Here is a 13,521-nt window from a genome sequence, read left to right on the forward strand (position 1 = left end):
GTCGTCAGCCGAGGTGCCCCGTGGCGCCGAGCCTGACGACCTGCCGGTTGTGGAAGAAGTCGTCCTCACGCAGCTCGGTGATGCTGCCCGAAGGCGCCCGGAAACTGACCGAGCCCAGTGACTCGTACGGCATTTTGATCCAGGCCGTCACGACGAACGTCAGGGCGAAACCGTGCGTCACGACGATCTGGTGGGTGCGGGGGCGCGCCACAAGGTCGTCCATGGCGGCGTGGACGCGCCGCGCGCACTCCCCTCTGGTCTCGGCGCCCCGCACGCCCTCGTGGTGGCCCATCCGGTCGCCGTCGGCCGGCGGCGGGACGAAGCGCCGGTCCAGCCACTCCTGCGGGCGGCCCTCCGCCTCTCCGTAGGACTTCTCCCGCAGTCTGCGGTCGAGGACCGGCGTCACGCCGAACACTCCGGCGATCTCGTCCGCCGTCTCCCGGGCCCGCCACAGGTCGGACGAGACCACCTCGACCTCCGTGCCGTCCGGGATCTCCGCCCGCAGCGCCCGCGCGATGGCTGCCGCCGCGCGCCGGCCCGCCGCCGTGAGGTGCGAGTCGTGCCACCCGCCGACCACCTTCTCGACATGGTGGGTCGCCTCCGGGTGGGCGACGACGTACATGCTCCGCATCAGTTCCAGCCTTTCCGTCGAGTGGCACCGCGGCAACCGAGTGGCTCCGCGGAAGATGATGCCGTGTCGCGGAGCTGGCCTGATCCGCCGCGTGCGCAGGCGAGTTGACGGCGTGCCGTCGTAACATGACCTGTCGATCGGTGAGCCGGTTTCGGGGCGGGGGCGGGGCGGGCCGGACCAAGGGTGGAGATCGTGGAGCGGGGGCGGTGCGGGGCAAGGACCCATGGAGCTGGGCGTGAACAGGGACATGCACTACCGCTTGCTGGGGCCGGTCGAAGCGTGGCGCGCGGGCCGTCGCCTCGCCCTCGGCGGCCCCAAGCCCCGCGCACTGCTCGCGGCACTGCTCCTGGAGCCCGGACGCGTGGTCTCCGCCGAGGCGCTGATCGACGTGATCTGGGGTGACCGGCCGCCGGACACCGCGCGGTCGCTGATCCAGTCGTACGTCTCCGCGCTGCGCCGCGCGCTGTCCGCCGACGTCATCGAGACACAGCCGCCGGGCTATCTGATCCACGCGGACGCCGACGTCGTCGACCGCGTCGCGTTCGAACAGCTCGCGGCGCGCGGCCGGCAGGCGGCGGCCGCCGGCGACCACGCCCGGGCGGCGCGGCTGCTCAGCGACGCCCTCGCGCTGTGGCGCGGCCCCGCACTCGGCGGGATCGGCGAGACGCTGCGCGCCATGGCCGACCACCTGGAGGAGGCAAGGCAGGCCGCCCTGGAGGAGCGGATCGCCGCCAACCTCGCGCAGGCGGGCCGCGAGACGGAGCTGGTCGGCGAACTCACCGCCCTCGTCGCCACCCACCCCACCCGCGAACGCCTGCGCGCCCAACTCATGCTCGCCCTCTACCGGTTGGGCCGACAGGCCGACGCGCTCGCGGTGTACGCCGACGGGCGCGACGTACTCGCCGAGGAGCTGGGACTCGACCCCGGGCCCGGACTCCGCTCGATGCACGAGGCGATCCTGCGGGCGGACGCGTCCCTGCTGCCCGCCCCGACGCGGACGACAGCGGCCACCCGCGCCGCCGAGCCCGCGGCGCAGGGCGCCCGTGCCTCCGAAGGCGCCGCCCCCGACGACGCCCCCGACTCCGGCCCCACGGCGACCCGCCCGCCCCCCGCCCTCCTGCCGCCCGCCATCGGCGACTTCACCGGACGCGAGACACAGCTCAGCGAGGTGCGGGCCGCCCTGACGGCCCCCGGCCCCCGGCAGGCCGTGCCCGTCGTCGTCATCTCCGGGCCCGGCGGCATCGGCAAGTCCGTCCTCGGCGTCACGGCCGCACACCGCGCCGCCGACGCCTACCCCGACGGACAGCTCTACGCCGAACTGCGGGGCGCCACCGACCCCGTGGCCCCCGGCGAAGTCCTCGGCCGCCTGCTGCGCGCCCTCGGCGCCACCCCTCCGGAGGGCGACGCCGAACGCAGGGACCTCTTCCGGAGCCTCGTCGCGGGCCGCCGCGTCCTGCTCGTCCTCGACGACGCGGGCAGCGAGTCCCAGGTGCGCCCGCTGCTCCCGGGCAGCGCCACCTGCGGCGTACTGATCACCGCGCGCGCCCGCCTCGGCGCGCTGCCCTGCACCCACCGCACCGACCTCGACGTGCTCGACACGGCACCCGGAACCGACCTGCTGGCCAAGGTCGCGGGCGAACGCCGGGTGCGCGAGGACCCCGCGGCCGCCCGCCGCATCGTGGAGCTGTGCGGCGGACTCCCGCTGGCCCTGCGCATCGCCGGAGCCCGCCTCGCGACCCGCAGCCACTGGTCGGCGCGCGCGCTCGCCGACCGGCTCGCCGACGAGCACCACCGCCTCGACGAGCTCGCCGTCGGCGACCTGGAGGTCCGTGCGGGCCTCGGCCTGAGCTACCGCGCCCTGGACGTCCCGGCCAGGACCGCCCTGCGCCGCCTCGGCCTGCTCGCCGCCCCCGACGTCGCGTCCTGGGTGGTCGCTGCGCTGCTCGACGTGCCGGAGGCCGACGCGGAACGCGTCGTGGAGCAGCTCATCGACGCCCAGCTGCTGCACTGCACCCTCGTGGACCGCGCGGGCCAGCCCCGCTACCGGCCGCACGACCTCGTGCGCGTGTACGCGGCCGAACGCGCCGAGGCAGAGGACACCCCCGCCGAACGCTCCGCCGCCGTCGGCCGGGCCCTCGGCGCCGGGCTCTGGCTGACCGGCCGCGTCGCGTCCGCCACCCCCTCCGGAGCGGTCGAACTGCACCGCGGCTTCCTGGACTCCAGCGGGCCCGCGGGCTCGGCGTCCGGCGCCCTGCGGGACCTCGTGCGGCCCGTCGGCCCTGCGGCCACCCGGCGGGCCCTCGCCGACCCGGCGGCCTGGTTCGAGGCCGAGGCCGACGCGTTCGCCGCCGCCGTGGAACGCGCCGCCGCCCTCGACCTGCACACCCTGGCCTGCGAGGCCGCGGCCGCCCTGTGCTCGTCCGCGTACGCCGTCGGCAACCGCTTCGAGGCCTGGTGGCGCAGCCACGACGCCGCCCTGGCCGCCGCCCGGCGCGCGGAGGACCGCTCGGGCGAGGCACTGCTGCTGATCGGTCTCGGCCAACTCCGCTATGAACAGGACAGATTCACCGAGTCGCAGGACTACTTCCGGCAGGCGGCCGGGCTCTGCGCCGACCTCGGGGACGTCCGCGGCCGGGCCGCCGCCCTCGCCGGGCTCGGCAGCGCCCTGCGGGAGGCGGGACGGCTGCGCGCCGCGCTGGACGTCCTCGGCCGGGCCGTCGACGGCTTCCGCGAACTCCGCGACGACCCCGGCCTCGGCCTCTCCTGCCGCTTCGCGGGCACCGTGCACCTCGAACTGGGCGAGCACGAGGAGGCGTTCGCGCTCCTCGAAGACTCCCTGCGGGCCTACCGGAGGCTCGGCAGCCGCCGCGGCGAGGCGCTCACCCTGCGGTCGCTGAGCCTCGTGCACCGCGCACTCGGCGCGTACGCGGAGGCCGAGCGGCTCGCCGACCGGGCGGTGACGCTCCTGTCCTCCATCGGGGACTCGCTGATGTCGGCGTACGCCGTGCAGGCCAGGGCCAAGTGCCGGATGCGGCTCGGCCGTCCGGACGAGGCGGCCGCCGAGCTGCGCGGCGTCCTGGACACCTGCCGGGCACACCACGACCGCTTCGGCGAGGCGCTCGCCCTGCGCACCATCGGCGAGTGCGAACTCGCCGCAGGGCGCGTCGCCGCCGCCGAACAGTTCCTCACCGAGGCGGCCGGCCTGTGGGAGGCCCTCGGTCTCCCGCTGGCCCGCGCCCGCACGCTGCGCGGTCTCGCTGCGGCGCGGGAGGCCGCGGGCGCGCGGGAGGAGGGGCTCGCGCTGCGCGCGGAGGCACGGGAGGTCTTCACGGCGTACGAGGCGCGCGAGCGCAACGAGAACTGACCGGACACCCGCACCACCCGCACCACAAGCCGACTTGGCGCGGAATTGCAGAGAACTTGCAGCGGTGTGCGTCAGGCTCTACGTGTCGGCGGCGCAGTGAGGCCGACAGCAACGGGGGAAACAACGGGGGACTATCGGGGGAAAGGCCACTGTTGCGCTCACGGCCCATACGACCGAGGCAGTCGGCCGTATGGGCCCGCGGCGCGTGGAGCCACGGCAAGGGCGCGGTGGAGCCACAGGACCGGGGGACTCCGGGGGCGGGCAGCAGCCCGTCCCCGGAGCTGTGCCCGCCGCGAAGACTTCCGTGACAGAGGGAGCCGAGCATGCCGCCGATCATCCTCATGAGTGATCCCCGTGTCGTCGACATCCCCGTCCACGACTGCGGCGAAGCCCTCGTCGACCTGCGCCATCTGCCCTTCGTGGTCGTCGACGACCGCCTCGCCGACTCGGCCGGCGCCTACGCCCAGCTGCGCGAGGGCGTCACGTGGCGGCTCGCCCGCGCCGCCCGGCTGCTGCCCGAAGGCCTCCGCCTGCTGATCACCGAGGGCTACCGGCCGATCGACCTGCAGGTCAAGTACTTCGAGGAGTACGCCGCCGAGCTCCGGCGGGCGCACCCCGACTGGTCGGACGACCACCTCCACCACCAGGCGAGCCGGTCCCTGTCACCGCCCGAGGTGGCCCCGCACGTCGCGGGCGCCGCCGTCGACATCACCCTGTGCACCGCGCGGGGCACCGAACTCGACCTGGGCACACCGGTGAACGCGAGCCCCGAGGAGAGCGGCGGCGCCTGCTACACGGACACCGACCGCATCTCCGCCGCGGCCCGCCGCAACCGCCGCATTCTTGTCGCGGCCCTGGCCACGGCGGGCCTGGTGAACTACCCCACCGAGTGGTGGCACTGGTCCTACGGCGACCGCTACTGGGCCCTCGCCACCAGCGCCCCCAAGGCCCACTACGGAGCGGTCGCCTTCCGGAGCGGTTAACCCAGCGGCACGTCGAGGCGGGCGCGGCGGTGGCTGAACGTGGCGAGGGAGTGCGGGCCGTGGTAGCTGCCCATGCCGCTCTCGCCGACACCGCCGAACGGCAGCTCGGACACGCGCAGATGGGCCATCGGCAGTCCGAAGCCGAGCCCGCCGGACGAGGTCTCCGCGGCGAGGCGGCGCCGGGTCGTCTCGTTCTCCGTGAAGCCGTACAGGGCGAGCGGCTTGTCGCGGTCGTTGATGAAGGCGATGGCCTCGTCCAGGCCCTCGACCTCCACGATGGGCAGCACCGGGCCGAAGATCTCCTCCCGCATGACGGGGTCGTCCGCCGTCACCCCGGTCAGGACGGTCGGCGCGATGTACACGTCGTCCCGGTCGGTGCGGCCGCCGAACGCCGTCGTACCGGAACCGAGCAGTGCGGACACGCGGTCGAAGTGCCGCTCGTTCACCATCCGCCCGTACGCGGGGGAGGACTGCGGGTCGGCACCGAAGAGGCGCTCCACGGCCTCGGCGAGCGCGACTTCCAGGGCGCGGGCGGTGGCCGGGTCGGTCAGGACGTAGTCCGGGGCCACGCAGGTCTGTCCGGCGTTGCGGAACTTGGCGTCGGCGAGGCGCGCGGCCACCACGGTGACGTCCGCGTCGCGGTCGACGAACACCGGGGACTTGCCGCCCAGTTCGAGGGTGACCGGGGTGAGGTGCTCGGCGGCGGCGCGCATCACGATGCGGCCGACCGTGCCGTTGCCGGTGTAGAAGATGTGGTCGAAGCGCTGGGCGAGCAGCGCCGTGGTCTCCGGCACGCCGCCCTCGACGACGGCGACCGCCTCCGGGTCCAGGTAGCGGGGTACGAGGTCGGCCATCAGCGCCGAGGTGGCCGGGGCGAGTTCGCTCGGCTTGAGGAGCACGGTGTTGCCCGCGGCGAGGGCGCCCGCGACCGGCACGAGGGACAGCTGCACCGGGTAGTTCCAGGGCGCGATGACCAGCACGGTGCCCAGCGGCTCGTACTGCGTGCCCGCCGTGGAGCCTGCCGGCAGTCCGGCGAGGGACGCCTGGTCGAGCGGCTGCGGAGCGAGCCACTCGGCGAGGTGCGCCAGCGTGTGGTCGATCTCGTGGACGGGCAGGTCGACCTCGGCGCCGTACGCCTCGGGGCGGGGCTTGCGCAGATCGCTGTGCAGCGCGTCGGCGATGGCCTCGCGGTTCTCGGTGAACAGCGCGCGCAGCCGGGTCAGCTGCTCCTGACGCCAGGCGAGGGGCCGGGTGCGGCCGGTGGCGAAGGTGGCGCGCAGACGGGCGACGAGGGCCGCGGTCTGCTCGTTGAGGGTGACATCAGTGGCTTCGGTGGTCATGGGGGGGGAGTCCTCAGGGGGTGCGGTACAGATGGTGCGGTTGGTGCGAGGGGTGAGGGGTGGGGTGCAGGAGGTTGTCACTCCGGGGCGGCGTCCGGGCCGAGCAGGCCGGCCGCGAGGGCGTCCGTGGCCGGGGGCAGCAGGCTCCGCGGGTCGGGCGCCGACTCCAGGCCGACGACCAGGGCGATGCAGATGTCGGCGGCCTGCTCGGGACCTACCCCCGCGACCGTGCCCGCCTCGGTGAAGAGGCCGGTCAGCAGGGAGCGCAGGTCACCGGTGAACGACGTGCAGATGTCGCCGAAGAGGCGGGTCTTCTCGTCGATCAGCTCGGCGGTGTGCGGGGAGTCCCCGGCGAGCTGGAGCACCAGGTCGAGCTTGGCGGCCAGGACGCCGTGCAGCCGGTCCGCGTACGGCGCGTCGGCGGCGGCGGCCTCCCCGGCCCGCCGGAGCGCCTGCTCGTGGAGGCGTCCGGCGAGCCTGCGGAAGGCGTCGTCCTTGCCGCGGACGTACTGGTAGACAGCGGACCGGGACACGCCCATGGCGGTGGCGATGTCGTCCATCGTGGTGCGTCGCACGCCGTACCGCGTGAGGCAGTCGTAGGCGGCGTCGAGGACCTCGTCGAGCCGGTCGGTGCCCATGGGTTCAGGCCAGCTTCTTGAGCAGCTCGTCGGCGAGCGGGGCGGAGGACGCCGGGTTCTGGCCGGTGACGAGGTTGCGGTCGACGACGACGTGCGGGGCCCAGGGCTCGCTCTCCCGGAAGTCCGCGCCGCCCTGGACCAGACGGTCCTGGAGCAGCCACACGGCCCGGTCGGCGAGTCCGGCCTGGGTCTCCTCGGCGTTGGTGAAGCCGGTGAGGCGGCGGCCCGCGAAGGCGGGGGTGCCGTCGGCGGAGACGGCCGCCAGGAGCGCGGCCGGGGCGTGGCAGACGATGCCGAGCGGCTTGTCGCTCTCCAGGGCGCGGGTGAGCAGCCGGCCGGAGTCGGCGTCGACGGCGAGGTCCTCCATGGGGCCGTGACCGCCCGGGTAGAAGACGGCGGCGTAGTCGTCGAGGTCCACCTCCGCCAGCGTGACCGGGTGCAGGAGCTCGGTGAACGCGGCGAGGGAGGCGGCGACCCGGTCGGCACCTTCCTGGCCGCCGTTGGCCTCCGGGGCGAGGGAGCCCCGGTCGACGGTGGGCACGACGCCGCCGGGGGTGGCGACGACGACCTCGTGTCCCGCGGCCTTGAACGCCTCGTACGGGGCGACGGCCTCCTCGGCCCAGAAGCCGGTCGGATGCCGGGTGCCGTCGGCCAGCGTCCAGTGATCGACGCCGGTGACTACGAACAGGATCTTCGACATGGGGCTCTCCGAGGTAAGTGCTTACGTCCGGACAGGCTGACGTTCTGGATGCAGACCGTCAGCGCGGTGATGTTCCCGACGGTAAATCGTTCCGACATAGGTTTCCAATGAGGAAACCGATGGCAGGTATCGGAAAACCGATGCCGGGCGGCGAGAGGCGGCGTGGGGCGGCGCTCAGCGGCCGGGTGCGCCCGCCCGCAGTCCGTCCATGACGAGATCCATGAGGCGGCCGGCCCGCGCCTCCCAGTCGCTGTGCGGGTCGATGTGCCAGAGGCCGGCGATGGCGAGCAGGAAGTCGTCGGGGGTGACGCCCGGCCGGATGGTGCCCGCTTCCTCGTTCGCCCGCAGGAGGTGCGCGACGGCCTCGGTCAGCGGGCCGGGGCCCACCCCGGCCAGGCTGCCGAGCGTGCTCGTGGCCTTGCGGATCGCGTCGGCGAGGCCCGCCTTCGCCATCGCGTACCGGACGAGGCGGTCCATCCACTCCCGCAGGGCCCGGTCCGGGGCGCGGGTCGCCAGCAGCTGGCAGGCGGCGTCCGAGACCTGCTGGACCTCGTAGCGGTACACCTCAAGGACGAGCGACTCCCGGTTGGGGAAGTTGCGGTAGAACGTGCCCTGTCCGACGCCGGCCTTCTTCGCGATCGCACTGAGCGGCGCGTCGCTCGCCCGCGTCAGCTCCGCGAGGGCCACTTCGAGGATGCGCTCGCGGTTGCGCTGCGCGTCCGAGCGCAAGGGCGCGTCCTTGTGCCGGCCCATTTCGCTCTCCTTCGACCTTCACGCGGCGCATCGCGGCCTGGTTGTGCCTTGCTGAGCGGACAACTGTCCGCTAAGTTCGACGGTTAACGGACGGCTGTCCGCTTAGGGTCACCATAGCGGCAGTCACGGCCACTGGGGACCCCCGCTGTCGGAGCGGCCGGGTCTCCCTCCCTGTACAGCGCCATTTCCTCCCGCACCTCCCGCCGGGACCGCCTCGTTCGACGCGATTCGCGAAAGAAGGCTGCTCATGGCTCCATCGACGTCCAGTGCCCTCACCTTGAACATCAACGGTGAGAAGCACACACTGACCGTCGACCACCGCACCACCCTGCTCGACGCGCTGCGCGAGCGACTCGATCTGACCGGCACCAAGAAGGGCTGCGACCAAGGCCAGTGCGGGGCCTGCACAGTGCTGATCGACGGCCGCCGGGCCGTCTCCTGTCTGCAGCTCGCGGTCGCCGCCGGGGGTCGCGAGATCACCACCATCGAGGGCGTCGCGGACGGCGACCGGCTGCACCCCGTCCAGCAGGCCTTCCTCGACCTCGACGGCTACCAGTGCGGCTACTGCACGCCGGGGCAGATATGTTCCGCGCTCGGTGTGCTTGAGGAGCACGCGGCGGGCTGGCCGAGCGCCGCCACCACCGACGTGCGGCCCGAGGCGGGCGTGCCCGAGCTCACCGCCGAGGAGATCCGCGAGCGGATGAGCGGCAACCTCTGTCGCTGCGGCGCGTACGTATCGATCGTGCAGGCCGTCGCGAAGGCCGCGAGCGCCGAGGAAGGTGCCACCGCATGAGGGACTTCGGTTACCAGCGCGCTCATGACGTGTCCGGCGCGGTCGCCGTGCTCGGCGCCGACCCCGACGCCCGCTACCTCGGCGGCGGCACCAACCTCGTCGACCTGATGAAGACCGGCGTGGAGCGGCCCGCGCTCCTCGTCGACATACGCGAACTGCCCCTGGACCGGATCGAGACCACCGAGGACGGCGGGCTGCGCATCGGCGCGACCGTCACCAACAGCGATCTCGCCGCCCACCCCGACGTGCGCCGCCGCTACCCGGCGCTGGCGCAGGCCGTCCTCGCGGGCGCCTCCGGCCAGCTGCGCAACATGGCGACGGTCGGCGGGAACCTCCTGCAGCGCACCCGCTGCGGCTACTTCACCGACCTGACCAAGCCCTGCAACAAGCGCGAGCCCGGCACGGGCTGCTCCGCCATCGAGGGCGTGCACCACAACCACGCGATCCTCGGCGCCACAGAGCACTGCGTGGCCGTCCACCCCTCCGACATGGGCGTGGCCCTCACCGCCTTCGACGCCGTCGTCCACTACGAATCGGCGGACGGGCCCGGCGAGTTGCCGATCGCCGACTTCTACCTGCCCGTGGGCGACACCCCGCACCTGGAGACCGCGCTGCCGTCCGGCGCGCTCATCACGGCCGTCACCCTGCCGCCCGCCCCGGTCGCGACCGTCTCCCGCTACCGCAAGGTGCGCGAGCGCGCCTCGTACGCCTTCGCCATCGGCTCGATCGCCGCCGCCCTCGACGTACGGGACGGTGTCGTACGGGACGTGCGCATAGGCATCGGCGCGGTCGCGTCCCGGCCGTGGCGGGCCCGGGAGGCCGAGCGGGTGCTGACCGGCGGCCCGGCGAGCGCCGAGGCCTTCGCCGCCGCGGCCGACGCCGAACTGGCCGCCGCCCGCGCGCTGCCCGACAACGGCTACAAGGTGACGCTCACGCGCAACCTCGTCGTGGCCCTGCTGACCGAACTCACCGAGGAGGCAACCGGATGACCGCGACGACCACGACGACCACCGCGGCGACCGGCGCCGTCGGCACCGCGCACACCCGCATCGAGGGCCGCGACAAGGTCACCGGCGCGGCCCGCTACGCCGGGGAGATCCCCTTCACCGACCTCGCCCACGGCTGGCTCGCACTCTCCACGATCGCCCGCGGCCGCATCCGTTCGATCGACTCCGCGGCCGTCCTCGCGATGCCCGGCGTCCTCGCCGTGCTGCACCACGGGAACGCGCCGCGCGTCGACGCGGACTACGTGGGCATGCTCGGACGGCCCGACCCGATCGTCGAGGCCTTCCAGCACGACCGGGTGCCCTTCGTGGGCTGGCCGGTGGCGCTGGTCGTCGCCGAGACGCCCGAACAGGCGAGGGAGGCCGCCGAGGCGCTGGTGGTCCACTACGACCAGGAGCCGCACGACGTCGAGTTCTCCGCGGGGCGCCCCGGCACGTACACGCCGGACGGCGACGGCATGCGCACGGAGAAGGGCGACCTGGAGTCACGGCTCGCCGCCTCCACCCATGTCGTGGACGCCGAGTACAGCACGCCCGAAGAGCACCACAGCTCGATGGAGCCGCACGCCGCGACCGCCCGCTGGGACAACGGCCGCCTCGACATCGTCGACTCCAACCAGGGCAGCACCTGGGTCGCGGACGAACTGGCGAAGCTGTTCTCCCTCGACCCGGCCTCGGTGCGGGTGCGGTCCGAGCACGTCGGCGGCGCCTTCGGGTCCAAAGGGCTGCGGATCCACCAGGTCTTCGCCGTGATGGCGGCGACCGCCCTGGACCGGCCCGTCCGCGTCGTCATGACGCGCCGCCAGATGTTCTCCCTCGTCGGCTACCGCAGCCCCACCACGCAGCGCGTCCGGCTCGGCGCCGAGCCCGACGGGCGGCTGCTCGCCTTCGACCACCAGGCGCAGAGCCTGTCGTCGACCGTTCACGAATTCGTCGAGGAGAGCGCCGGGTTCGGCCGCTCGATGTACGCCGCCGACGCGCACCACACCGTCAACCGTGTCGTACGCCTCGACGTGCCCACACCGACCTGGGTGCGCGCACCCGGCGAGGCGCCCGGCTCCTTCGCGGTGGAGTCGGCCCTCGACGAACTGGCCGAGAAGTGCGGCCTGGACCCCATCGCGCTCCGGACCCGCAACGAACCGGACGTCGGCCCCGTCTCCGGTCTGCCGTTCAGCAGCCGCAATCTGCTGGCCTGCTTCGACGAGGGCGCCCGCAGGTTCGGCTGGGCGGACCGCGATCCGCGTCCGGGGCTGCGCCGCGAGGGACGCTGGCTGCTCGGCACCGGCACGGCCGCGGCCACCTTCCCGGTGCTCGTCGCCCCGAGCACCGCGAGTGTGACGGCGGAGGCCGACGGCACCTACACCGTGCGCATCACCGCGGCGGACATCGGCACCGGAGCGCGGACGGCGCTCACCCTGATCGCCGCGGACGCCCTGGAAGTCACCACGGACCGCGTCCGTGTCCACATCGGCGACAGCGACTTCGGGCCCGCGATGATCGCGGGCGGCTCCATGGGCACCCGCTCCTGGGGCTGGGCGATCACGCTCGCGGCGCGTGAACTGCGCGAGAAGCTGGTCCCCGGCGGGGACATCCCACCGGAGGGGATCACCGCACGGTCGGACACCAGCGAGGCCATCGGCGCGCTCAGCCAGAAGGAACGGCACGCGTTCGGCGCCCAGTTCGCCGAGGTCGCCGTGGACGTCACCACCGGCGAGGTGCGGGTGCGGCGCATGCTCGGGATCTTCGCCGCGGGACGGATCGTCAACCCGCTGACCGCGCGCAGCCAGTTGATCGGCGGCATGACCTGGGGCCTGTCCATGGCACTGCACGAGGAGGCGGTCCGGGACGCGGCGTCGGGCGGTCTCGTGGGCCCCGACCTCGCGGGCTACCACATCGCCACGCACGCCGACGTGCCGCACGTCGAGGCGGACTGGGTGGCCGACCCGGACGCGGACGACCCGGTGGGCATCAAGGGCGTCGGGGAGATCGGGATCGTCGGCGCCGCGGCGGCGGTCGCCAACGCGGTCTGGCACGCGACGGGCGTCCGCCACCGGTCCCTCCCGATCCGCCCCGACCGCGTCCTGCTGGCGGGAACCGCGGCCCGTGCTTGACATCGCCGACGACCTGAACCGCTGGGTCGAGGAGGGCCGGGACTTCGCCGTCGCCACCGTCGTGAGCGTCGGCGGCAGCGCACCGCGGGGTCCCGGCGCCGCGCTGGCCGTCGACGCCGGGGGCACCGTCATCGGCTCGGTCTCCGGCGGCTGCGTCGAGGCGGCGGTCTACGACCTGTGCGTCCAGGCCCTCCAGGACGGCGAAGCCGCCGTCGAGCGGTTCGGCTACAGCGACGAGGACGCCTTCGCCGTCGGGCTGACCTGCGGCGGGGTCATCGAGGTCCTGGTCACCCCGGTGGCCGCGGACGCGCCGGACAGGGCGGTGTTCGCCGCAGCCCTGTCCGCCGCCGTCCGCGGCGAAGCCGTGGCCCTGGCCCGCGTGCACAAGGGCCCCGCCGAACTCCTCGGCAGGCCCCTCCTGGTGGCCCCGGAGGGGGAGGAGGGGAGAGAAGGGGCGTACGAAGGGACACTCGGCGGGCATCCGGAGCTGGACCGTACGGCGGCGGGGGAGAGCCGTGCCCTGCTGGCGGCCGGCCGCACCGGTGAGTTCGTCGTCTCCGAGAGCGGTACGCGCTGCGGGAGCGCCGTGACGGTCCTCGTCGAGTCGAGCGTGCCACCGCCCCGGATGATCGTCTTCGGTGCCGTCGACTTCGCGGCGGCCCTGGTCCGCGCGGGCAAGTTCCTCGGCTACCACGTGACAGTCTGCGACGCCCGCCCCGTCTTCGCCACCCCGGCCCGCTTCCCCGAGGCCGACGACGTCGTGGTCGAGTGGCCGCACCGCTACCTCCGGAGCACCGCCACGGACAGCCGCACCGTCCTGTGCGTGCTCACCCACGACGCCAAGTTCGACGTGCCGCTCCTCGCGGCGGCGCTGCGGCTGCCCGTCGCGTTCGTCGGCGCGATGGGCTCACGCCGCACCCACGAGGACCGCAACCGCCGACTGCGCGAGGAGGGCGTCACCGAGGACGAACTGGCCGCGCTCCACTCGCCGATCGGCCTCGACCTCGGGGCCCGCACCCCGGAGGAGACCGCCCTGTCCATCGCGGCGGAGATCGTCGCGGCCCGGCAGGGCGGCACCGGCCTGCCGCTGACCGGCTCCCGGACACCGATCCACCACGATGTGCCGGGTGACGCCCCGGCAGGGTGGGGAACACCGAGGCGCGTCACGGAGGGCGCCGCATATGCGTAACGTGTAGTCGTCCAG

General features: G+C 74.0%; 11 protein-coding genes. 6 read left to right on the forward strand and 5 right to left on the reverse strand.

Features of this window, described 5'->3' with window-relative positions; genetic code table 11:
• Positions 1-4: 4 nt before the first annotated feature.
• Positions 5-631, reverse strand: coding sequence for a histidine phosphatase family protein (locus tag AB0H82_RS04040; RefSeq protein ID WP_362988510.1), 627 nt, complete (start codon positions 629-631; stop codon positions 5-7).
• 235 nt (positions 632-866) lie between these two features.
• Here AB0H82_RS04040 and AB0H82_RS04045 point away from each other — a divergent pair, with 235 nt between their 5' ends.
• Complete coding sequence (locus AB0H82_RS04045) at positions 867-3,995, forward strand: BTAD domain-containing putative transcriptional regulator (protein ID WP_362988512.1); 3,129 nt, start codon at positions 867-869, stop codon at positions 3,993-3,995.
• Between the two features lie 323 nt (positions 3,996-4,318).
• Positions 4,319-4,978, forward strand: coding sequence for a M15 family metallopeptidase (locus AB0H82_RS04050; RefSeq protein ID WP_362988514.1), 660 nt, complete (start codon positions 4,319-4,321; stop codon positions 4,976-4,978).
• Here AB0H82_RS04050 and AB0H82_RS04055 read toward each other — a convergent pair.
• The 4 genes from AB0H82_RS04055 to AB0H82_RS04070 form a co-directional block, all read right to left on the reverse strand.
• Positions 4,975-6,318 carry an aldehyde dehydrogenase family protein gene (locus tag AB0H82_RS04055; protein WP_362988517.1) on the reverse strand — a complete coding sequence of 448 codons (1,344 nt, stop codon included), beginning with the start codon at positions 6,316-6,318 and terminating at the stop codon, positions 4,975-4,977. The two genes, AB0H82_RS04050 and AB0H82_RS04055, sit on opposite strands and share 4 nt — an antisense overlap.
• Before the next feature lie 77 nt (positions 6,319-6,395).
• The gene (locus tag AB0H82_RS04060) at positions 6,396-6,956 is read right to left on the reverse strand and encodes a helix-turn-helix domain-containing protein (RefSeq protein WP_362988519.1); all 561 of its coding nucleotides are present in this window, start codon (positions 6,954-6,956) and stop codon (positions 6,396-6,398) included.
• A 4-nt stretch (positions 6,957-6,960) separates the two neighbouring features.
• The gene (locus AB0H82_RS04065; protein WP_362988521.1) at positions 6,961-7,656 is read right to left on the reverse strand and encodes a type 1 glutamine amidotransferase domain-containing protein; all 696 of its coding nucleotides are present in this window, start codon (positions 7,654-7,656) and stop codon (positions 6,961-6,963) included.
• 174 nt (positions 7,657-7,830) lie between these two features.
• On the reverse strand, positions 7,831-8,409 hold the full coding sequence (locus AB0H82_RS04070) for a TetR/AcrR family transcriptional regulator (protein ID WP_362988523.1): 579 nt from the start codon (positions 8,407-8,409) through the stop codon (positions 7,831-7,833).
• A gap of 247 nt (positions 8,410-8,656) precedes the next feature.
• Here AB0H82_RS04070 and AB0H82_RS04075 point away from each other — a divergent pair, with 247 nt between their 5' ends.
• From AB0H82_RS04075 to AB0H82_RS04090, 4 genes are read left to right on the forward strand one after another with little or no spacing between them, the layout of a single operon-like run.
• Positions 8,657-9,202, forward strand: a complete 546-nt coding sequence (locus AB0H82_RS04075) for a 2Fe-2S iron-sulfur cluster-binding protein (RefSeq protein ID WP_362988525.1) — start codon at positions 8,657-8,659, stop codon at positions 9,200-9,202.
• Positions 9,199-10,191 (forward strand): xanthine dehydrogenase family protein subunit M, encoded by a 993-nt coding sequence (locus AB0H82_RS04080; RefSeq protein ID WP_362988527.1) that lies wholly within the window; start codon positions 9,199-9,201, stop codon positions 10,189-10,191. Before AB0H82_RS04075 ends, AB0H82_RS04080 begins: the two co-directional genes overlap by 4 nt.
• Entirely contained in the window at positions 10,188-12,317 is a 2,130-nt protein-coding gene (locus AB0H82_RS04085; RefSeq protein ID WP_362988529.1) for a xanthine dehydrogenase family protein molybdopterin-binding subunit, read from the forward strand. The genes AB0H82_RS04080 and AB0H82_RS04085 overlap by 4 nt, the downstream gene beginning before the upstream one ends.
• On the forward strand, positions 12,310-13,506 hold the full coding sequence (locus AB0H82_RS04090; protein WP_362988531.1) for an XdhC/CoxI family protein: 1,197 nt from the start codon (positions 12,310-12,312) through the stop codon (positions 13,504-13,506). Before AB0H82_RS04085 ends, AB0H82_RS04090 begins: the two co-directional genes overlap by 8 nt.
• Positions 13,507-13,521: the final 15 nt, after the last annotated feature.

Source organism: Streptomyces sp. NPDC050732 (assembly GCF_040654255.1).
Lineage (GTDB): Bacteria > Actinomycetota > Actinomycetes > Streptomycetales > Streptomycetaceae > Streptomyces.